Raw genomic sequence first — 19,456 nt, forward strand, 5'->3', positions numbered from 1 at the left:
TGTTTGGTAATTTTAATTGTCTGAATCAGGATTTTCAGGATTATAGGATTTTCAGGATGTTGTTGATAAATTTTCTGTTTGGTGTTTGGTAATTGTCTGAATCAGGATTTTCAGGATTATAGGATTTTCAGGATGTTGTTTTGATATTTTTTGTTTGGTGTTTGGTAATTGGTAATTGTCTGAATCAGGATGTCCAGGATTATAGGATTTTCAGGATGTTGTTTTGATATTTTTTGTTTGGTGTTTGGTAATTGGTAATTGTCTGAATCAGGATGTCCAGGATTATAGGATTTTCAGGATGTTGTTTTGATATTTTTTGTTTGGTGTTTGGTAATTTTAATTGTCTGAATCAGGATGTCCAGGATTATAGGATTTTCAGGATGTTGTTTTGATATTTTTTGTTTGGTGTTTGGTAATTGGTAATTGTCTGAATCAGGATGTCCAGGATTATAGGATTTTCAGGATGTTGTTGATAAATTTTTTGTTTGGTGTTTGGTAATTGGTAATTGTCTGAATCAGGATGTCCAGGATTATAGGATTTTCAGGATGTTGTTTTGATATTTTTTGTTTGGTGTTTGGTAATTGGTAATTGTCTGAATCAGGATGTCCAGGATTATAGGATTTTCAGGATGTTGTTTTGATATTTTTTGTTTGGTGTTTGGTAATTGGTAATTGTCTGAATCAGGATGTCCAGGATTATAGGATTTTCAGGATGTTGTTGATAAATTTTTTGTTTGGTGTTTGGTAATTGGTAATTGTCTGAATCAGGATGTCCAGGATTATAGGATTTTCAGGATGTTGTTTTGATATTTTTTGTTTGGTGTTTGGTAATTGGTAATTGTCTGAATCAGGATTATAGGATTTACAGGATGTTGTAAAAAAATAGTCGGTTTCAACCGACTTTAGCTTTTAGACAGGGAATTTATTCCCTGTCTATAATGATGATAAAATGACCAATGTTGGGGATGATTAATCTTGATTTGAATTTAACCAAGTTCCCAAATCATTGATATTTGAAAAGTCTAATAAAGCATCTGCTAAATTATCCAACTTTTCAATATTCAAAGTTTTGATTCTATCAACCAATGATGAATCTAATTCTCCAAACCGACGATTAAGTTGACGGATAATTGTCCGTTGTTCACCTAATTCTCTACCTCGTTGTTCACCTTCTTTTCTACCCTTTTCTTCGCCTTTTTGCAAAATATCTTGATAAATTACTGATTCTCGCATAATATCCTCGTCTTATAGAGAAAGTCCGTTTTAACGGACTCTCATAAAATTACAGTTGTTAGTGTTGATTAATTTTGACCTTCATGTTGATTGTCATTTAACCAAATTACCAAATCATTGATATTAGAAAAGTCTAATAAAGCATCTGCTAAATTATCCAACTTTTCAATATTCAAAGTTTTGATTCTATCAACCAATGATGAATCTAATTCTCCAAACCGGCGATTAAGTTGACGGATAATTGTCCGTTGTTCACCTAATTCTCTACCTCGTTGTTCACCACGTTTCTCACCTTCCTTTCTACCCTTTTCTTCGCCTTTTTGCAAAATATCTTGATAAATTACTGATTCTCGCATAATATCCTCCCTAAGTAATTGACTAATCAGTTGTTTCTCAAACCGTAAACCTGCTAAAATCTCAGTACAGGCTACAATATCCCGCTTGATTTCTATTTCCTCAATTTTAGCAACACTTTCAGCAACCTGCGATAATAAACTTTGAGGTGCATTTGTGCGGGTTAATGGTGCTAATGGTAAAAGTGCGGGATTATTAAGAAATAAAACAGGGTCTTGTTCCCACATTCTAATTACTTGATAATGGTGGGTAGTATTTACATCTTGGTAAACATTGATAAAAGCATTTTTATCTTCTGTTTCCTGGAGGAAAATCACGACTTGGATAATGGTACATTCGGGATATAGTCTTTTTAACCGAATATAATAATCTAGGACGCGGAAAGGAATGGGTTTTCGAGAAGTTGATAGTGTCTGAAATTCGATGTGTAAAATTTGGTTTTCACTTTTCGTCAAACGTGACAAAATCAGCACGAATTGGTTCAATACTCAATTCGGTTTTTAAAACTTTGACGCTTTGTGGTTCTTCTGGTAGTAACCACCGGGCAAAATCAAGAGGGTATTTTTCAGCTAATAGCTTACAAACGTTGTCAAAACTCACAGCTTGAACAGAATTTATATAGTATTTTTAATTATAACTTAAATTGGTAATTGTCTGATAGCGAAGCGTGGCATTAGCCATATCAGGATTTCCAGGATTATAGGATTTTCAGGATGTGATTTTGGTATTTTCTGTGTGGTGTTTGGGAGTTGTTATTTGTCTGAATCAGGATTTACAGGATTATAGGATTTTCAGGATTATAGGATGTACGGGATGTAAGTGTTTTATTGTCTATGAGACATACAGATTTGAGGATGACATATAATGAATAAATGATTTGATGATTTATCTGCTATTATTAGTTGACTATGATGGTAACTCTATTTTATAATCTTAAATATTCACAGACAATTTACCAATAACACCCTGTAAATCCTTAAATCCTTAAATCCTGGTTATCCTGATTCAGACAATATAAAATTATTATTACCCAATTCCCAATTCCCAATTCCCAATTCCCAATTCCCAATTCCCAATTCCCAATTCCCAATTCCCAATTCCCAATTCCCAATTCCCAATTCCCAATTCCCAATTCCCAATTCCCAATTCCCAATTCCCAATTCCCAATTCCCAATTCCCAATTCCCAAACCATGAAAACCATACCTATTCAATTACCAGAAACCGCATTTTCTGCACTGCGAAAAAATCCTGAAGAATTTGTACAAGAAATGAAAATTGCAGCCGCCGTAAAATGGTACGAATTAGGTGATATCTCGCAAAATAAAGCAGCAGATATAGCCGGACTAACTCGGACAGAGTTTATTTATGCTTTATCTCGTTATCGAGTTGATTTTATGCAATATACAGCGGAAGAATTAGCTGAGGAAATGTCAAATGTTGATTAATCGCATCATTATTAATTCCTCGCCTCTAATTGTGTTGTTTAAAAGTCAACAAGCAGAATTATTACCACAATTATTCACGGAAATCTTAGTTCCAGAAGGTGTTTTTGAAGAAGTTACTCAGGGAAGAAAAGAAGATATTGCATCAAGACAATTATCTACTGTTCCTTGGATACAAAGAGTAGTAATTGATAGCATAGCACCTGAAGTAGCGGCTTGGGATTTAGGAAAAGGAGAATCACAGGTATTGAGTCTAGCGTCAAAAAATTCAGATTATGCAGCTATTGTAGATGATAGAGCAGCACGGCGTTGTGGTCAATCATTAACTATTATTACTATGGGTACAGGAGGTTTATTAATATTAGCGAAAAGGAGGGGATTAATTTCTAGTGTATCTCCTAGAATTGAGGCTTTACGTAATGCTGGATTATGGTTATCAGACAGTATGGTTAATATACTTAAACACCAAGCTGGTGAATAAAAATTAGCAACCTAAAAAACAAACTTCCCAATTCCCAATTCCCAATTCCCAATTCCCAATTCCCAATTCCCAATTCCCAATTCCCAATTCCCAATTCCCAATTCCCAATCCCCAATTATGATTATCCAACTTCCTGCAATTCTCCCCGGTGAACTTAATTTAGTAGAGATAAATAAAAAACTCCGTCAACATCAAATTATCTTAGATTGGAGTAGTGTAATTTCTGCACCAGAATCACAATTAGAAATACTTTTAGAAGGAATTGATTCAGTAGAAGATGTTGATTGGTTAGGAATAGATGGAGAAATTAGTGATCATATTGCTGCGGATATTAATAATTATATCAAAACCCATACCAAAACCGAAGAACAACAACCTATTTTATCATCAAATATACCTTCAGCTTATAAAATTCGAGAAGAATTAGAAGCAGCAATAATAGCAGATTTACTCGGTCCTGCTGGTGGTGAAGATGAAGAATTAGATGAAAAGAGTGTAAGCGATCGCTATTTAGTAGGACTACTTGCACCCCAACACCGTCGCATCACTGAAGAAACAATAGAAAAATCCAGTGTTGTTAATCAAATATCCAAAGATGATAATACGGATAAATTAGATGATAAATTAGATGATAATTTACGGGAAGTAGATTGTTATTTACCCGGAAATAATGATGAATTAGCTATTAGTGGTAAAGGTACTGTGGAAGATGGTAGTACAGAAGTTAATGTCCCTCCATTAGAAACTATGTTTCCATCCTCTCTAGGAATGACATTTTGTGTTAATGGTACAGCTAAAGCATTACAAATTACCGCAGGATGGGGACAGTATCACCGCACTGATAGTGAAATCTTGACCAAAGTAGATGGTAAACTTAAAAAGGTTTGGAAACGGGAACAAATTCGCGCTAATTCTCCTACTATTCCTTTAATTGAGGGAGTAATTAATAATTGGATAGTTGATCCACAATATCCAGAAGTTTATGTCAAAGGACAAATCAGGAAACAAAGTAACGGTGATTTTATTGTCAGTTTATTTTTAATCAATGGACAAAGAGAAACAGCTAAATCACGAGATGAGACTTGGTTATTTCAACCAGAATTAAGGGTTAAATCCGCCGATTCTCAACATCCTGATATTTTCTTAAAACGACATCAACCCCGATCATTAGGAAAATTAGATCCTGTAATTTATACTGAAGAAAAAACTATGGCCATGCTTTACCGTAAACAGGTAGAATTTGCCATTGGTCATGGTGTCAGTGTCCATGCAAAAACAGCATCAAGAACTGAAGAACGTGCTGTTGAATTATCAATTTCAGTAATTCCAGCTTATGAAGTTCCTAAAACCTCTCCTCCACAAGTAGACGAAATTCCAGAATTAGCAGGATTGGTTTTAGATATGCAAGAATTATCTACAACTGCAACTGGTGATCTTGCTAATAAAATTAGTCCTTTAATTACAGCTTATCAGAGTTGGATTAATACCCAAAAACAACGGATATCTGACCCCGCAACCGGATTAACAGACTATGAAAATGAAGCGAAAACTGCTATTCAAAAATGTGAACAGACTTTAAATAGAATTAGGGAAGGACTGACATTGTTACAAACCGATGAAAAAGCAGCAGACGCTTTTCGGTTTATGAATCAAGCAATGTATTTACAGAGAGTTCATTCTATTTATTCAGAACAAATCCGTCAAAATAAAACCGCAGATTTACAGCAAATTTCCCTTTCTCAACCTCGCTGGTTTCCCTTTCAGTTAGCATTTATTTTACTCAATTTACCCAGTATTACCAATTTACATCACCCAGATAGAAGTCATCCCCAGGATGCAGTTGCAGATTTACTTTGGTTTCCTACTGGTGGGGGTAAAACTGAAGCATATTTAGGTTTAACAGCTTATACTCTGGGTTTACGCAGATTACAAGGTAATATTGCGGGACGTTCTGGAGAGTATGGGGTTGCTGTTCTCATGCGCTACACGCTACGATTGTTGACTTTACAGCAATTTCAACGCGCTACGACTTTAATTTGTGCTTGTGAATCTATCCGCAAAACAAATGAAAGTAGATGGGGTAAAGAACCTTTTAGAATTGGTTTATGGGTAGGTCAGCGCACAACCCCTAATCATACCAATCAAAGCGAGGAATTTTGTAAACAAGAACGGGGACAGTATCAGCAAAGCGGTAGCGGTTCACCCCATCAATTAAATAATTGTCCTTGGTGTGGTACTAAAATTAACCCCGGTAAACATATAAAAGTTGAATCTGTTGCTAAAGGAAGGGGACGGACATTAATATACTGTGGTGATGATTTAGGACGGTGTTTATTTACTGAAAAACAATCTCCGGGTGAGGGTTTACCCATTCTGGTGGTTGATGAAGAAATATATCGCCGTTTACCAAGTTTACTAATTGCTACAGTGGATAAATTTGCCCAAATGCCCTGGAAAGGTGAAGTACAAATGTTATTTGGTCAAGTGGATGGCTATTGTCAGCGTCATGGGTTTCGTTCTTCTAATATAGAAGATACAGATTCACACCGTAAAACTACTAATTTAGCTGCTGCTAAAACTATCCCCTTTAACAAGCTGCGACCACCAGATTTAATTATTCAAGACGAGTTACACCTAATTAGTGGACCTTTGGGGACTTTAGTGGGACTCTATGAAACAGCCGTAGATGAGTTAGCATCCTGGGAAGTTGATGGTAAAAAAGTACGCCCTAAAGTTGTGGCTTCTACGGCTACGATTCGCCAAGCACAAAGTCAAATATATAACTTATTTTTGCGAGATTTACAGGTTTTTCCTCCCCAATGTTTGGATGTGGAAGATAACTTTTTTTCCCGTCAACGTCAACCTAGTGAAATTAATCCCGGTAGGCGTTATTTGGGAATTTGTGCCACAGGACGCAGGTTAAAAGCGGTATCAATTCGCGTATATATAGCGATTTTATCAGCTTCCCAATTTCTGTATGAAAAATATGGCGATCGCGCTGATCCTTGGATGACCCTAGTAGGTTATTTTAATTCCATGCGAGAATTAGGAGGAATGAGAAGGTTAGTAGATGATGATGTGCGTATTCGTCTAGGAAAAATGGATCGTCGGGGACTAGCAAAAAGACTGAGAATAAATTTAGAAGAACTGACATCACGCAGAGACTCTACAGAAATTCCAGAAATTTTAGACAGACTCGAAACCACCTTTGATCCGCAAAAAGATGCCGAAATTAAAGCCAAGCGGAAAGCAAAACAAACAGTTAATCAATTAGAACCATTAGATGTTCTCCTAGCTACTAACATGATTTCCGTAGGTGTGGACGTAAAACGGTTAGGTATTATGGCAGTAACAGGACAGCCAAAAAACACAGCCGAGTATATTCAAGCTACCAGCCGTGTAGGGCGGACATATCCAGGTTTAGTATTAACAGTGTATAATTGGGCGCGTCCTAGAGATTTATCCCATTATGAAAGATTTGAACATTACCACGCCACCTTTTACCAGCACGTAGAAGCCTTATCATTAACACCTTTCGCGCCCCGTGCCATTGATAGAGGTTTAGCAGCATTATTTGTTACATTAGTGAGGTTAGCAGGTAAGGAATTTAATGGTAATGACCAAGCAGGAAGAATTGAACGCCACCATCCTTATATTAAAGCTGCAATAGAGACAATTTGCGATCGCGCCGGATTAGTAGGGGATGCTGAAACCCAGAAAATGGTAAAACAAGCACTAGAAGCCAAACTAGATATTTGGTTAAGCAAAGCCCAAAACATACAAGGTGGGGGCATTCTTAAATACCAAATAGAAAAGCGGGACGGTTTAACCATAGAACTATTAAAATCAGCAGGTCGAGAAACCTGGCAAGATTTTACTTGTTTAAATTCCCTACGCAATGTAGAACCAACCGTAGGATTAATTTTACAAGACCAAGTACCCGACGACGACATTAACCGCCTTCCAGAAAAAATGACCAAACAGAAACAGAATTTGTAAACATATTCCCAATCCCCAATCCCCAATTCCCAATTCCCAATTCCCAATTCCCAATTCCCAATTCCCAATTCCCAATTCCCAATCCCCAATCCCGAATCCCCAAAATGTATAAATACAAAGTTGGCGAATTACGCCCCAGTCAAATATTATTTTCCTTCGGTGTCGGTGCTGTACTTGACCTACCCAACCTCTCAGTTATGGTCATGGGTTTAGAAGACTGGAACACTCAAAATGCACTCGAATTAAATGAACCAAGACTTTTAGCTGCTGTTCGTAAAGAATTAGGTTCACAAGTAAAACGACTGCTTTCACCTCCCACGCCTCCAGAAAATGTCACATCATCTGGTCCCTTTGATGAAGTCAACAGAATAGGAATCCCAGTCGCACCTTTTCCTAGTTGGATGGTTTGCCCTAAATGTCATTTACTTGCTTCCCTAAAATCAGAACTTTTTCAATTAAAAGAAAATCCTTACCGACCAGATCAAACTAAATATGTTCATAAAAATTGTCCTAAAAGCAAAAAAGAACCAACAGCCATACCCTCACGGTTTCTTGTTTCTTGTGAAAGAGGACATTTAGATGATTTTCCTTGGAGTTACTTTGTCCATCGAGGAGAAAATATTAACTGTAATGGCGCTTTGAGATTTGAAGAATATGGTGTATCTGGTTCTCCCAGCGATATTTTTGTAATATGCAGTTGTGGTCAACAACGCCCTTTATCAGATGCTTTTGGTGAAAGCGGAAAAGAAAATATGCCTCGTTGTCGCGCCCGTCATCCCCATTTACGTGACTTTGATGATACCTGCGACAAACAAATGAAAACCATTTTATTAGGTGCATCTAATAGTTGGTTCCCCATTACCCTTTCCGCTTTGTCAATTCCTGAAAGTTCCCATCAATTATTCCAAATAATCGAGCAATATTGGCACGTTTTAAATAAAGCTACCAGCCAAGATATTTTAAAAAGTAATCTAGATTTATTACAAGCGATCGGTCAATTTCCTGAATTATTAACCGAATTATCAAAACATCCCCTAGAAGAAATCTGGACAATAATTGAAGAAAAACAAAATCAACAAGAAAGTAATTCAGATGATAAAAATGCCAGGGACTTAAAAACTCCAGAATGGGAAATTTTTTCCCAAGCAGACCCCAATTTTAATACACCAGATTTTCAGTTAAAACCAGTCAAACCTCCTGCTGGCTATGAAGATTATTTTTCCCAAGTTGTATTAGCAGAAAGATTGCGGGAAGTTCGCGCCCTAATTAGTTTTACACGGATTCAATCACCGGGTGACTTTATAGATGAAGGGGAAATACTCACGGAACATTTAGTAGACTTGAGCCGGAAAAATCCTCAATGGGTTCCCGCAAGTGAGGTAAAAGGGGAAGGTATTTTTATTCAGTTTAACGAAGAAAAATTGAGTCAATGGGAACAAAGTCAACTATTACAAGATTATCAAAATCGAGCTTTTGAAGCTCATAAACAGTGGTGTAAAATTCGTTCTCTCGACCCAGTGAAAATAACATTCCCTGGAGTTCGCTATATTTTACTACACTCTTTCGCCCATGCCCTCATGCGACAAATGGCAATAGAGTGTGGCTATAATGCTGCCAGTTTAAAAGAACGAATTTACTCCAAACGTCCTCAAGAAGAAGGTAGTCCAATGGCAGGTGTACTGATTTACACCGCAGCACCTGACAGCGAGGGAACTTTGGGAGGCTTAGTAAGTTTGGGAGAACCAAAAAAGCTGGGTTATCATATTGACCAAGCTTTAGAACAGATGCAGTTGTGTACTTCTGACCCCTTGTGTGCAGAACATACCCCTTTGAAGGGAACAACTTCTCTACATTGGGCAGCTTGTCATGGGTGTTTATTCAGTCCAGAAACCTCCTGTGAACGGGGAAATAAATATCTAGACCGTGCAGTTTTAGTTCCCACTGTACCAGGGGAAACGCATCTAATTTATTTTGACAAAATGTAACTTATATGAATGGATAAAAAGGGTACTATTAGTAGCGTAATATCAATCTAAGAAATGTATGCGAAGAAAAATTGAAGTCAATAGACCTCTGGTGAAAATGAATGTAGAGACGTTCTATAGAACGTCTCTACAAGGGTTTCAAACCACGCACATTTAATTACCGGAGATGTCTAATGGGAAAACGAAGGTTGAGACAGGTTATTATATCAGTAGTTTGACAAATAATACCCAATTAAGAAAAAACTATGGGTTTCAAAGTAAACGCGGTTTAATCAAGGATTTTGTAAGCATTTGAATTCAATTATATGTTTTCTTCGCTATTGATACACTAAAATAGTATTTTGTCAAGATAATTTAGATGCGTTCCCCCTGCTCTGGAGTGCCTCTGCGTCTGTGCGTGAGAAAAAACATCATAAAAGGTGGGGAAACCCCACCCCAAAAATTACATATCCAACCTGTAATTTTCCTGTTCACGTTCCACAAAATGCTGGACACGGGCGCGGTAATCTCTGAGGGTTTCATCAACCCAATCCCGATCGCTACTGTTAACATAGAGATGGACTAGCGGCTCACTGGCATCAGGTAAAACCAACAGCCAATTGTCATCATAGGGTTGACGGATTTTCACACCGTCAATTAACTCCAAATTTTGCGCTGGGTGGGTTTCCACCAAATAGCGCATTAACGCCCCCTTAGCAGTCCAAGGACAGCGAACTGTGTAACTTCTATTAATCACACGAGGTAATTCAGAACGTACGGTTGCCAGCGATCGCTCTTGAATGGTTAACATTTCAATTAGCTTGGCAATGCAGAACATCGAATCAAAGCCTGGATGTAATTGGGGAAAAATAAACCCAGTTTCCCCACTCCCACCTAAAACCACATTGGGATTTTTCTGACAAGCTTCCATTAAAGCCGTCGGATTCGCTTTAGTTCTAATCACATGACCATCATGACGATGGGCGACCAATTCCACCGCACTAGAAGCATGAACCGGCACAACCACCGAACTTCTGGGATTTGCAGTTAACATCATATCAACCATTAACGCCGTTAGCATTTCCCCCCGAATGGAAAAACCCGATTCATCAACTAATATGAGTTGTTCCCCATTAGCGGATACCTGCACACCAAAATTAGCATTTACCGCTTCCACAACATGGCCTAATTGAGTTAGCAGTAATTCTCTATCAGCGTTGGAAATGGCCGTTTTATTCAAACTAGCATTTAGCACCACCGCATCAGCCCCAAATTTATCTAACATTTGCGGCAGAACTGCCCCAGACACAGCGTAAACATAGTCAATGACCACCTTTGCCCGACTGTTCCGCAGAGTATCCACATTCAATAATTTTTCAAAAGCCTTACCATAGCAATCCACTAATTGACTAGAATAGACGACATCACCAATTTCATGACTTTGGGAACGACGCATATCTTCTTTAAAATACGCCCCTTCAATTTTCTTTTCTTGGGCTTTAGAGATATTAATCCCCTTAATATCCATAAATTCAATCAAGATATAATCCCGACGTTCTGGGTGAACCCGCACATGAATCCCTCCGGCTACTGACATTGTGGGGATCACAGTTCGAGCGATGGGAATGGCTGTAGTATCTAGATTCTGGACATCCACACCGACAGACATTAAACCAGCAATTAAAGAACGTGTCACCATGCGGGAAACATTGCGCTGGTCACGAGAAACCGTTACCACTGAACCTGGTTTCAAAGTCGAACCATAGGCAGCGCCCAACTTCACCGCAAACTCTGGGGTAATATCAATATTGGCTAAACCCTGGACTCCGCGCTGTCCAAATAAATTCCGTTGGGCAGTATTTCCCCAAATCAGATTAATATTTAAAATTGCCCCAGACTCAATCTTTTTACTCGGCCACACCCTCACCCCAGGGCTGATTTGCGCTTCTTCTCCCACGGTAGACAATGAACCCACTACAGCCGCTTCTAATACGTGAGCGCGTCTGTCTACACGAGTCCCACGAGCAATTACACAAGCCGATAATTGGGCTTCATCACCAATAATTGCTCCATTCCAAATAATTGGTCGCTTTAAATGAGCATCAGCACCAATTGTGACATTATCACCAATTACTGTCCCATCTTCAATTTTTACTCTCGCGCCAATGCGGCAATTGTTACCAATTATGGCTGGGGTTTCAATTTTGGCTGTAGGATCAATATAAGTATTTGCTCCTACCCATAAACCGGGAGCAATTTCTGGATAAGCCACTTCTAATTTTACCTTTCTTTCTAAGCCATCATACTGAGCTTGTCTGTAGGCATCCAAGTGACCCACATCGCACCAGTAACCCTCGGCAATATAACCATAAATTGGCTCGTTTTTGGCTAGTAATAAGGGAAATAAATCTTTAGAAAAGTCGCATTCAATATTTTCTGGTAAATAGTCTAAAACTTCTGGTTCTAAAATATAAGTTCCAGTATTAACAGTATCAGAAAAAATTTCACTAGTAGAGGGTTTTTCTAAAAATCGGTTAATCCGTCCTTGGGTGTCGGTAATTACCACACCAAATTCAATGGGGTTAGGCACACGGGTTAAAATTAAGGTGGCTTTTGATTGTTTTTGTTGATGAAATTCAATGGCCGCAGTTAGATCAAAATCTGTGATACTATCACCGCTAATGACTAAAAAGGTTTCATCTAATAGTTCAGCAATATTTTTTACACAACCTGCTGTTCCTAATGGTTGGTCTTCTTCGATAGCATAGGTCATTTGTACGCCAAAATCACCACCATCTTGAAAGTAATCACGGAGAACATCTGGTAAATAATGTAATGTAGCAATTACTTCATAAATCTGGTGTCGTTTCAGGAGGTTGATAATATGTTCAGCAATGGGACGATTTAAAATAGGCACCATTGGTTTGGGTAAATCGCAAGTCAAAGGACGTAACCGCGTTCCTGAACCACCTGCCATTAAGACTGCACGCATAAATCCTCCTAAACTTGGCTAAAACTATAATGTTTTTCTTCCTTTAGTCTCATACAGATATTGAGATCTAAGGAACTTCCCTAAGAAATATCTTATGAACTACCCCTGGCTAACTTCGTTTGAGCCAGGGGTTTCTACATCCCCTAGCGGAGCCTGAGATTTTTGACGCTTCGCACGACCCAGTTGCTTCATACTTCCAGCATTCTTGCGTTTGCTGGTGTTTGAAGTAGAGCTAGAATCATCCACGTCTGAGAGGCTAGTTCCTAACCCCTGTAGATTATTTGAGTACCAAAGTAGCATTACTTCTGCGGCGGCGATATCACGCTGTTGGGTATATCCGCAGTTATGGCAAACATGAGTTCTTGCGGCTAAACTCTTCTTTTCTTGATTTCCGCATTTTGGACAGGTTTGAGATGGTTTTACCTTCTTTGTAGGAACTTCTACAAATAAGCCACCAATGTCTGATAATTTCGCTTTTAGAGCGTCCCTTATCATCCCCATTCCCACATCAAGAATTGATTTATTTAGTCCTGCCTTTTGTTTTTTACGTTTACCCTTCGACAAGCTCAGGGCATCGCCTTTCTTAGCTTTGGCACTCATTTTTTTGACTTCTAATTTTTCAGTAACTACCGTGCTATTACCGCTGATTATTCGTGTAGTTTCTTGGTGAACAAAGTTCTGTCTTTGGTTAGCAACTTTTCTCGAAAGTTTACTAACTAACTTCTGAACTTTCTTCCACCTTCTAGAAGCCTTAACTTTCTTTTTGACCCTTGGGCTTCGCTCAGGGTCAACAGTGAGCGAAGCCGAACTGTTGAAATTGGGAGAACGTTTTCGACGTTTTGATTTACCCAACTCTTGATTTTTTTGTTCTGCTTTTCGGAAAAACCGAGGTGCAGCTACTAAACCATTTTCTTCACCATTTGTCCAAGCAATTGCATCATTACAACCTAAATCAATGGCCATAACACCATTATCAGTTTTGCGGCTATTCTTTAACAAAGTATCATCAATTTCTAAGACGATGGAAGCATACCATTGACCATTGCGGTTAACGATATCCAAAGCTTTAGGATGATCCCAAAGTCTAGCTTTACCCCGCATTTTAATTTGACCAATCTTTGATAATTCTAAATAGCCGTTATCCCCTGTGCTATGTACTTTCCAACCCGTAAAAGATGGGTAAGTCCAACCGGAATAATGGCGAATTGACTTGAATATAGGATACTTTCCTAGTCCCTTGAAAAACCTTCCAAAAGCAAAATCAACCCGTTTTAATGTGGCTTGTAATGCTTGGGAATTAATTACTTTATATTCTATCCAGACTTCTTTGAAATCCGGTAAACAGTTCTGTTGTTCAAAGTAAGAAACAGTTTTACCAAACTTTTTATATGAAGTAATGCGGTTAGATACAACAGCATTATACAAATCTTTATGAAGTTTGCGGTGGTAGTGCAACATCTCACTGACTTGTTTATTAGGATATAGCCTGAAAGTTGCTCTACGTAACGCCATTGATAATTACCTCTTATTCACTTTCTTAACTTATGCTATATTAGCATTATAAAGGACAGATGCCTGTTGCGTTATTTCCGCTGGTGGAGCGCCATTAGAAATACTAAAAGAATACATAAGATATCAGGAAATGCCGACAACCTAATATTTTGTCAAAAACTCAACTGTCCTCAAAATTCTTTTACTTGCAGTAAAAAACATTTTAAGAACGTTTCGTTTTTGACTTGCTTACATCCCCACCCTATGAGTACATTGAGGGTGGGGAATTACGCAAAACTGTTAAATAATTCAAAATTCAAAATTAATACAGCATGAACTTTTCAGGCATTGAGAATGGGTAGTTTATTTAGGCTATCATGTAATAGGACGAATGGTGGCAGTCTGTGATCCTAATTTAAACTAGAATTCAGTAAGGACAGTGCCGATAAGTAATGAAAGAGGTTTTAACTTTCCTGTAGTCAGCAATCAAGTTTCTTTACATAAAATTATGCCAGTTATTAAGGGAGTTGATGGTCATGATTGATTTACTTGTTTTCGGAATAATCGTGGTTTATCTCGGTGGTGTTTGGAAGTTTTGGACTGGATTTGGTAGAACTAATTTTAATCAAACTTTACCTAATCGGATTGGTTTGGCTTTGCTATGGCCTGCTTTGTTTTTAGCTAATCCATCCTATCGTCGCAATTTTCAAAAGGCACTCAAGGGTAATTAAGTGATAATAATTCAGGTAGGCCGATAAAATCCCCGACTTCTTTTATTTATTGTGTCTACAAATTTAAGCATTCAGCCGTCAGCTATCAGCTATCAGCAAGAGTTGAATTGATAAGCATTCTGAATATTAATTACTGATGTCAGTTTTCCTATTTCAAAACCCCTAAAATCCAGTTTTAGCTGACTGCTGACGACTGATAGCTGAATGCTTACCTACAAATTATAAATTGATGTTAGAAGTCGGGAATCTGGGTATGGTAATTATCAATTAATTATCTTGGTTAAAATTGTACCAATTGACTAAAAAGCCTGAATCCATTCTTTAACAAAATACTCTGTCCAAATGCCGTTTTGCCAATAAGGATCTGATTCCACTAATTGACGAACGGTGTTTTCGTCTTCGGCTTCATAAATGGCAAAAACTTGAGTTACATCTTTTGTGGGTCCAATGGTAATTAAAACCCCAGATTCTTTCTGTTGTGCTAATCCTGTTAAATGGGCTTGACGATAAGGTTCACGTTTGCTGAGAACGTCTTCGCAATAGCTTCCCCATAGAATGTATTTTGTCATAATTTCTGATTTGATTATTGATATTTGTTAATAGAATATAGCAACTTTATCTGAATTTTTGACTATTTCCGGAAAATTTTGCCATACTTGGCGATTTTTTACTTTGAGTCTTGTCATTCTAACACTTCTGATACATAAAATAGTCAACTTTTATGCTTTCAGAACTGACGCACTGTAACAATTAACCGTAGTGGATTACGAATAATGTGATTATATCATCTATGGCAAGTATTGATATGGTAATAGCCTATAAAAATACAAAATAAATTATTCAACATCATAAGTATGTGGTAAATAAATATGTGATAGATACATTTGTCTTCATACAAATAAGTAAAAATGATTAAATTATTGATTTTTGGCATCACCATTTATTTGATGGTTTATGTTGGTTATGCTTGGAATTTTTGGCATGGGTTTAGGCGGACTACTTATGAGAAAACTCTGTCTAATCAGATCAAACTTACGTTGCTATGGCCTGTTTTATTTGTCGTTGATAGAAGATTTCGCCGCAATTTTAAAAGGGCTAAGAGAGGATATTGATAGTAATTAAGAATCAATTATCGTGTTAAAAAGCCCTGTGCGCGATTTGTAGAAACATACAAAGATACAATTCAATTGATAATTGATAATTAATCATTATCAATTATCAATAGACATCTGGTAAAAATTAAATATGCGTGACCCGTACCCTTGTAGAGACGTTCCATAGAACGTATCTACATTCTTTTTTGGAGATGTCTAATTATCAATTAACTTCTGAGACTAACACCAAATTTTTCAACTAAGGCTGTCCGCACCTGATTATGAACCGGTTCAATTTCAGTTTCAGTGAGAGTGCGATCGCTGGCACGATATACTAACCGAAAAGCTAAACTGCGTTGTCCTGTGGGGACGTGTTCACCACGATATTCATCAAACAATTCCACCGAATTTAATAACCCTTTCCCAGCTTTATTAATGACCTTTTCAATTTCGGAAACTGTCACTTTCACAGAAGCAAAAAATGCCAAATCTCTGTCACTAGCTGGATAGGTAGAATAGGAACTGAATTTGGGAACTAGCAAATCATCATGATCCCAAGCATCCAACAGAGCATCTAAATCCAATTGAAACACATAAACGGCTTCTGGTAAATCTTTCTCTCGACGTAATTGGGGGTGAACTTGTCCGAATGTTCCCAGTCTATTACCCTTTACCCACAATGAAGCTGTGCGTCCAGGATGTAAACGAGAATCTCGATTTTCAGGTTGAAATTCTACAGTTAATTTTAGTTGTTTAAAGACACTTTCTAAAATACCTTTGGCTTCAAACCAAGTAATCGCTTCTTCCTTACCACCTCTTGACCATTTACCGGAAGTTATATCACCACCGATAATTCCAGCCAGCATTTCTGCTTCTTGTAAACCGATTTCTTCACGCCAGAAAACGCGCCCGATTTCAAAACCATTTAACGCCCCATTTCCCTGCTCTAAATTGTATTGAAAAGCGGAAATTAAACCGGAAATTAAATCAGTCCGTAAAGCTGAATATTCGGCAAACAAAGGATTACTTAAAACGATTTGATTATCTTCACCCGGTTTCACCAAAGAATAATGAATTAATTCTGTCAAACCTTCAGCGCGTAAATAACCGCGTAACCTACGAATTAATTCTTGTTCTAAAGATAGATAACCAGCTTCGGATTTTTCTGGTAAGGTATCACAGAATTTATCATAACCATATAACCGGGCAATTTCTTCAATTAAATCAATTTCCCGTTCTAAATCGCGGTAACGATAGGGAGGTACGGTAACTGTCCAATTCCGGTCATCAATTTTGACTAATTCACACCCTAAAGCTGTGAGAATTTTTTCGACATCTTCTGGTTGTAATTCTCCTGTTTCTTGTCCTAATTCAATCGGACCTAACACTTCATTAACTTTATCTAAACGCAGGTTAATAGAATGTGACCAGGTAGAAGCATCTGGACGATAATCGGAAATTTCTTGTTGAACAATCACACCCGCAGCTAATTCACTAATTAAGGATAAAGCCCGGTGACAAGCTATTTCTAATTCTGCTCGATTTACACCCCTTTCGTATCTACCAGAAGCCTCACTTCTTAACCCCGCACTGCGAGAAGAACGCCGAATAGCCACAGAATCAAATAACGCAGCTTCTAAAACTAAACTTTGTGTACCTTCATGAACTTCTGTTTCTGCACCACCCATAACACCTGCTAAAGCCACGGCTTTGTTATTAGCAGTAATTAATAAATTTTGGGGCGATAAATTCCGAATATTTCCATCTAAGGTTGTTAAAGTTTCTCCAACTTCCGCAAACCGGACACCAATAATTAAATTTTCCCCCTCACCTACAGATTGTAAACGCTCTTTATCAAAAGCGTGGAGAGGTTGTCCTCTTTCTAATAAAACGTAGTTTGTGATATCAACTACATTATTAATTGGTCTGACTCCCGCAGCGCGTAAACGTTGTTGCAACCATTCAGGAGAAGCAGCAATTTTGATGTTTTCAACAACAGTCCCAATATAAGCAGGACAAGCTTGGGTTTCGGAAATTTTTAAAGTTAGGTTTTTTGCAGTTTTGGTATTTTCAACTTCTGCAACTGGGGGAATTGATAATTTTCCGCCAGTTAAAGCCGCTACTTCCCGTGCAATACCCACCATAGATAAAGCGTCAGCCCGGTTAGCAGTAGCGGTGACATCTAAAATCACATCTTCCAAACCCAACAGGGGACGCACGTCACTACCCACAACCATGTTTTCTTCAGGGAAGATATGAATACCGTCAATATCAGTGGGTAAACCGAGTTCTTTTAAAGAACATATCATCCCATTGGAGGGAACACCACGCAGTTTTGCGGGTTTGATTTTTAAATCAATGTTGGGTAAATAAGTTCCTGTGGTGGCTACGGGAACATAGATATCTGCGCGGACGTTCCCAGCACCGCAAACGATATTTACAGTCTCAGCAGCCCCAATATCTACGGTACAAACGCTCAATTTATCGGCGTTGGGGTGGGGTTGACGTTCTAGCACTTTCCCCACAACTACGCCATTAGCCCAAGTGCGACGATCTTCTATATCTTCTACTTCAAACCCTGCCATTGTCAAGGTTTCCGCCAGTTCTTCTGGGGTGAGTTTGATTTCTACGAGTTCTTTTAACCAGTTTAGAGAAATACGCATGGAGTCTGTTTGTTGAGATTTGTCTTTGGCTCTAATTTTATATATTAAGTGAAAATTATGAGATTTTTTGGTTTCATCTACAAGTAGAGATATTATCTCAATTTTATATGAGACTGCACAGAATCATGAAATCCATGAATTCATCCGTATTTATCTGCGTTCATCTGCGTTTATCTGCGTTCAATAATTCTTGAAATCTGATTCTATGCAGTTTCATCTTAATCTAGTATTACACAAAAAGCCTCTACATTTTTTTCACCGGATGTCTATTATGATTAATTTAGTAGATATCAGAATCTATTCCTATGGGAGATATGTCCAATATGGTACAGCAATTATCAGCAGAAACCACACCAGAAATCATCTACCCTGACAGCGACGGTCAACCAATGGCAGATAATACTAAACAATATCAATGGATTGTTAAAATTAAAGAAAATTTAGAAATATTATTTGCATCAAATCCAGATGTATTTATTGCCGGTGATTTACTTTGGTATCCTGTGGAGGGAAATCCGAAAATTCGTCAAGCACCTGATGTATTAGTAGTTTTTGGCAGACCAAAGGGAGATAGAGGTTCATATCAACAATGGAAAGAAAATAATATTCCTCCTCAAGTAGTTTTTGAAATTTTATCTCCAGGAAACCGTACTCCTGCGATGATTAATAAATCGCTTTTTTATCAACGTTATGGTGTAGAAGAATATTACATTTATGATCCTGATACTTTAGAATTATCCGGTTTTGTGCGTTATCAAGATGCTTTTATAGCCATTGAAGATATTAATGGTTGGATAAGTCCGAGATTGGGTATCCGGTTTCAACTTGTACTTGATAATTTAGAGATTTATTATCCTGATGGTAACAAGTTTCTCACATCTGTGGAATTTGATCAACTTGCTAAACAAGAACGTCAAGAAAAGGAAGCAGCTATTCAGCAGTATCAAGAATTATTAGCCAAGTTGCAAGAAAAGGGAATTGATTTAGATAATTTATGATTATATGGTAGGG

14 protein-coding genes and 1 pseudogene are annotated in these 19,456 nt (G+C 37.8%); 7 read left to right on the forward strand and 8 right to left on the reverse strand.

Features of this window, described 5'->3' with window-relative positions:
• Positions 1-969: 969 nt before the first annotated feature.
• The 3 genes and pseudogenes from ANA_RS09845 to ANA_RS09855 form a co-directional block, all read right to left on the reverse strand.
• Positions 970-1,233 (reverse strand): DUF4351 domain-containing protein, encoded by a 264-nt coding sequence (locus tag ANA_RS09845; RefSeq protein WP_041457907.1) that lies wholly within the window; start codon positions 1,231-1,233, stop codon positions 970-972.
• 68 nt (positions 1,234-1,301) lie between these two features.
• Positions 1,302-2,187, reverse strand: a pseudogene (locus ANA_RS09850) (Rpn family recombination-promoting nuclease/putative transposase).
• Between the two features lie 395 nt (positions 2,188-2,582).
• Positions 2,583-2,780: a hypothetical protein gene (locus ANA_RS09855; RefSeq protein WP_148279040.1), complete on the reverse strand. Its 198-nt coding sequence runs from the start codon at positions 2,778-2,780 to the stop codon at positions 2,583-2,585.
• On the opposite strand from ANA_RS09855, the gene ANA_RS09860 reads away from it, so the two are divergent.
• Positions 2,779-3,033, forward strand: coding sequence for a UPF0175 family protein (locus ANA_RS09860; RefSeq protein ID WP_015079924.1), 255 nt, complete (start codon positions 2,779-2,781; stop codon positions 3,031-3,033). The genes ANA_RS09855 and ANA_RS09860 overlap by 2 nt on opposite strands.
• Positions 3,023-3,511: a DUF3368 domain-containing protein gene (locus ANA_RS09865; protein WP_015079925.1), complete on the forward strand. Its 489-nt coding sequence runs from the start codon at positions 3,023-3,025 to the stop codon at positions 3,509-3,511. Before ANA_RS09860 ends, ANA_RS09865 begins: the two co-directional genes overlap by 11 nt.
• 3 nt (positions 3,512-3,514) lie before the next feature.
• Here ANA_RS09865 and ANA_RS28175 read toward each other — a convergent pair whose 3' ends face one another.
• Complete coding sequence (locus ANA_RS28175; RefSeq protein WP_256380178.1) at positions 3,515-3,640, reverse strand: hypothetical protein; 126 nt, start codon at positions 3,638-3,640, stop codon at positions 3,515-3,517.
• Between ANA_RS28175 and drmA the strand changes: the two genes are divergently transcribed.
• A complete protein-coding gene (drmA, locus tag ANA_RS09870; protein WP_015079926.1) occupies positions 3,629-7,510 on the forward strand; it encodes a DISARM system helicase DrmA in 3,882 nt (1,293 codons plus the stop codon). The genes ANA_RS28175 and drmA overlap by 12 nt on opposite strands.
• A 104-nt stretch (positions 7,511-7,614) precedes the next feature.
• Complete coding sequence (drmB, locus tag ANA_RS09875) at positions 7,615-9,495, forward strand: DUF1998 domain-containing protein (protein ID WP_015079927.1); 1,881 nt, start codon at positions 7,615-7,617, stop codon at positions 9,493-9,495.
• Between the two features lie 442 nt (positions 9,496-9,937).
• Here drmB and ANA_RS09880 read toward each other — a convergent pair whose 3' ends face one another.
• Both ANA_RS09880 and ANA_RS09885 read right to left on the reverse strand, forming a co-directional pair.
• On the reverse strand, positions 9,938-12,466 hold the full coding sequence (locus tag ANA_RS09880) for a mannose-1-phosphate guanyltransferase (RefSeq protein ID WP_015079928.1): 2,529 nt from the start codon (positions 12,464-12,466) through the stop codon (positions 9,938-9,940).
• 99 nt (positions 12,467-12,565) lie between these two features.
• Entirely contained in the window at positions 12,566-13,978 is a 1,413-nt protein-coding gene (locus tag ANA_RS09885; protein WP_015079929.1) for an RNA-guided endonuclease InsQ/TnpB family protein, read from the reverse strand.
• Positions 13,979-14,493: 515 nt separating this feature from the next.
• Between ANA_RS09885 and ANA_RS09890 the strand changes: the two genes are divergently transcribed.
• Entirely contained in the window at positions 14,494-14,688 is a 195-nt protein-coding gene (locus tag ANA_RS09890) for a hypothetical protein (RefSeq protein WP_015079930.1), read from the forward strand.
• 299 nt (positions 14,689-14,987) lie between these two features.
• On the opposite strand, the gene ANA_RS09895 is transcribed toward ANA_RS09890, so the two are convergent.
• Positions 14,988-15,257 (reverse strand): YciI family protein, encoded by a 270-nt coding sequence (locus tag ANA_RS09895; protein WP_015079931.1) that lies wholly within the window; start codon positions 15,255-15,257, stop codon positions 14,988-14,990.
• Positions 15,258-15,596: 339 nt separating this feature from the next.
• Between ANA_RS09895 and ANA_RS24455 the strand changes: the two genes are divergently transcribed.
• Positions 15,597-15,800: a hypothetical protein gene (locus ANA_RS24455; RefSeq protein WP_015079932.1), complete on the forward strand. Its 204-nt coding sequence runs from the start codon at positions 15,597-15,599 to the stop codon at positions 15,798-15,800.
• Positions 15,801-16,009: 209 nt separating this feature from the next.
• Here the strand turns inward: ANA_RS24455 and pheT are convergent, their stop codons facing one another.
• A complete protein-coding gene (pheT, locus tag ANA_RS09900) occupies positions 16,010-18,445 on the reverse strand; it encodes a phenylalanine--tRNA ligase subunit beta (protein WP_015079933.1) in 2,436 nt (811 codons plus the stop codon).
• A 323-nt stretch (positions 18,446-18,768) separates the two neighbouring features.
• Between pheT and ANA_RS09905 the strand changes: the two genes are divergently transcribed.
• The gene (locus ANA_RS09905; protein WP_015079934.1) at positions 18,769-19,443 is read left to right on the forward strand and encodes a Uma2 family endonuclease; all 675 of its coding nucleotides are present in this window, start codon (positions 18,769-18,771) and stop codon (positions 19,441-19,443) included.
• Positions 19,444-19,456: the final 13 nt, after the last annotated feature.

Origin of the sequence: Anabaena sp. 90, assembly GCF_000312705.1 — a bacterium.
Taxonomy (GTDB): domain Bacteria; phylum Cyanobacteriota; class Cyanobacteriia; order Cyanobacteriales; family Nostocaceae; genus Dolichospermum; species Dolichospermum lemmermannii.

Coding starts and splice junctions, on each gene's coding strand:
- ANA_RS09860 (WP_015079924.1), top strand. CDS start 2,779: ATGAAAACCATACCTATTCAATTACCAGAAACCGCATTTTCTGCACTG.
- ANA_RS09880 (WP_015079928.1), bottom strand. CDS start 12,466: ATGCGTGCAGTCTTAATGGCAGGTGGTTCAGGAACGCGGTTACGTCCT.
- ANA_RS09885 (WP_015079929.1), bottom strand. CDS start 13,978: ATGGCGTTACGTAGAGCAACTTTCAGGCTATATCCTAATAAACAAGTC.
- ANA_RS24455 (WP_015079932.1), top strand. CDS start 15,597: ATGATTAAATTATTGATTTTTGGCATCACCATTTATTTGATGGTTTAT.
- ANA_RS09855 (WP_148279040.1), bottom strand. CDS start 2,780: ATGGTTTGGGAATTGGGAATTGGGAATTGGGAATTGGGAATTGGGAAT.
- drmB (WP_015079927.1), top strand. CDS start 7,615: ATGTATAAATACAAAGTTGGCGAATTACGCCCCAGTCAAATATTATTT.
- ANA_RS09865 (WP_015079925.1), top strand. CDS start 3,023: ATGTTGATTAATCGCATCATTATTAATTCCTCGCCTCTAATTGTGTTG.
- pheT (WP_015079933.1), bottom strand. CDS start 18,445: ATGCGTATTTCTCTAAACTGGTTAAAAGAACTCGTAGAAATCAAACTC.
- ANA_RS09890 (WP_015079930.1), top strand. CDS start 14,494: ATGATTGATTTACTTGTTTTCGGAATAATCGTGGTTTATCTCGGTGGT.
- drmA (WP_015079926.1), top strand. CDS start 3,629: ATGATTATCCAACTTCCTGCAATTCTCCCCGGTGAACTTAATTTAGTA.
- ANA_RS09905 (WP_015079934.1), top strand. CDS start 18,769: ATGGTACAGCAATTATCAGCAGAAACCACACCAGAAATCATCTACCCT.
- ANA_RS09895 (WP_015079931.1), bottom strand. CDS start 15,257: ATGACAAAATACATTCTATGGGGAAGCTATTGCGAAGACGTTCTCAGC.
- ANA_RS09845 (WP_041457907.1), bottom strand. CDS start 1,233: ATGCGAGAATCAGTAATTTATCAAGATATTTTGCAAAAAGGCGAAGAA.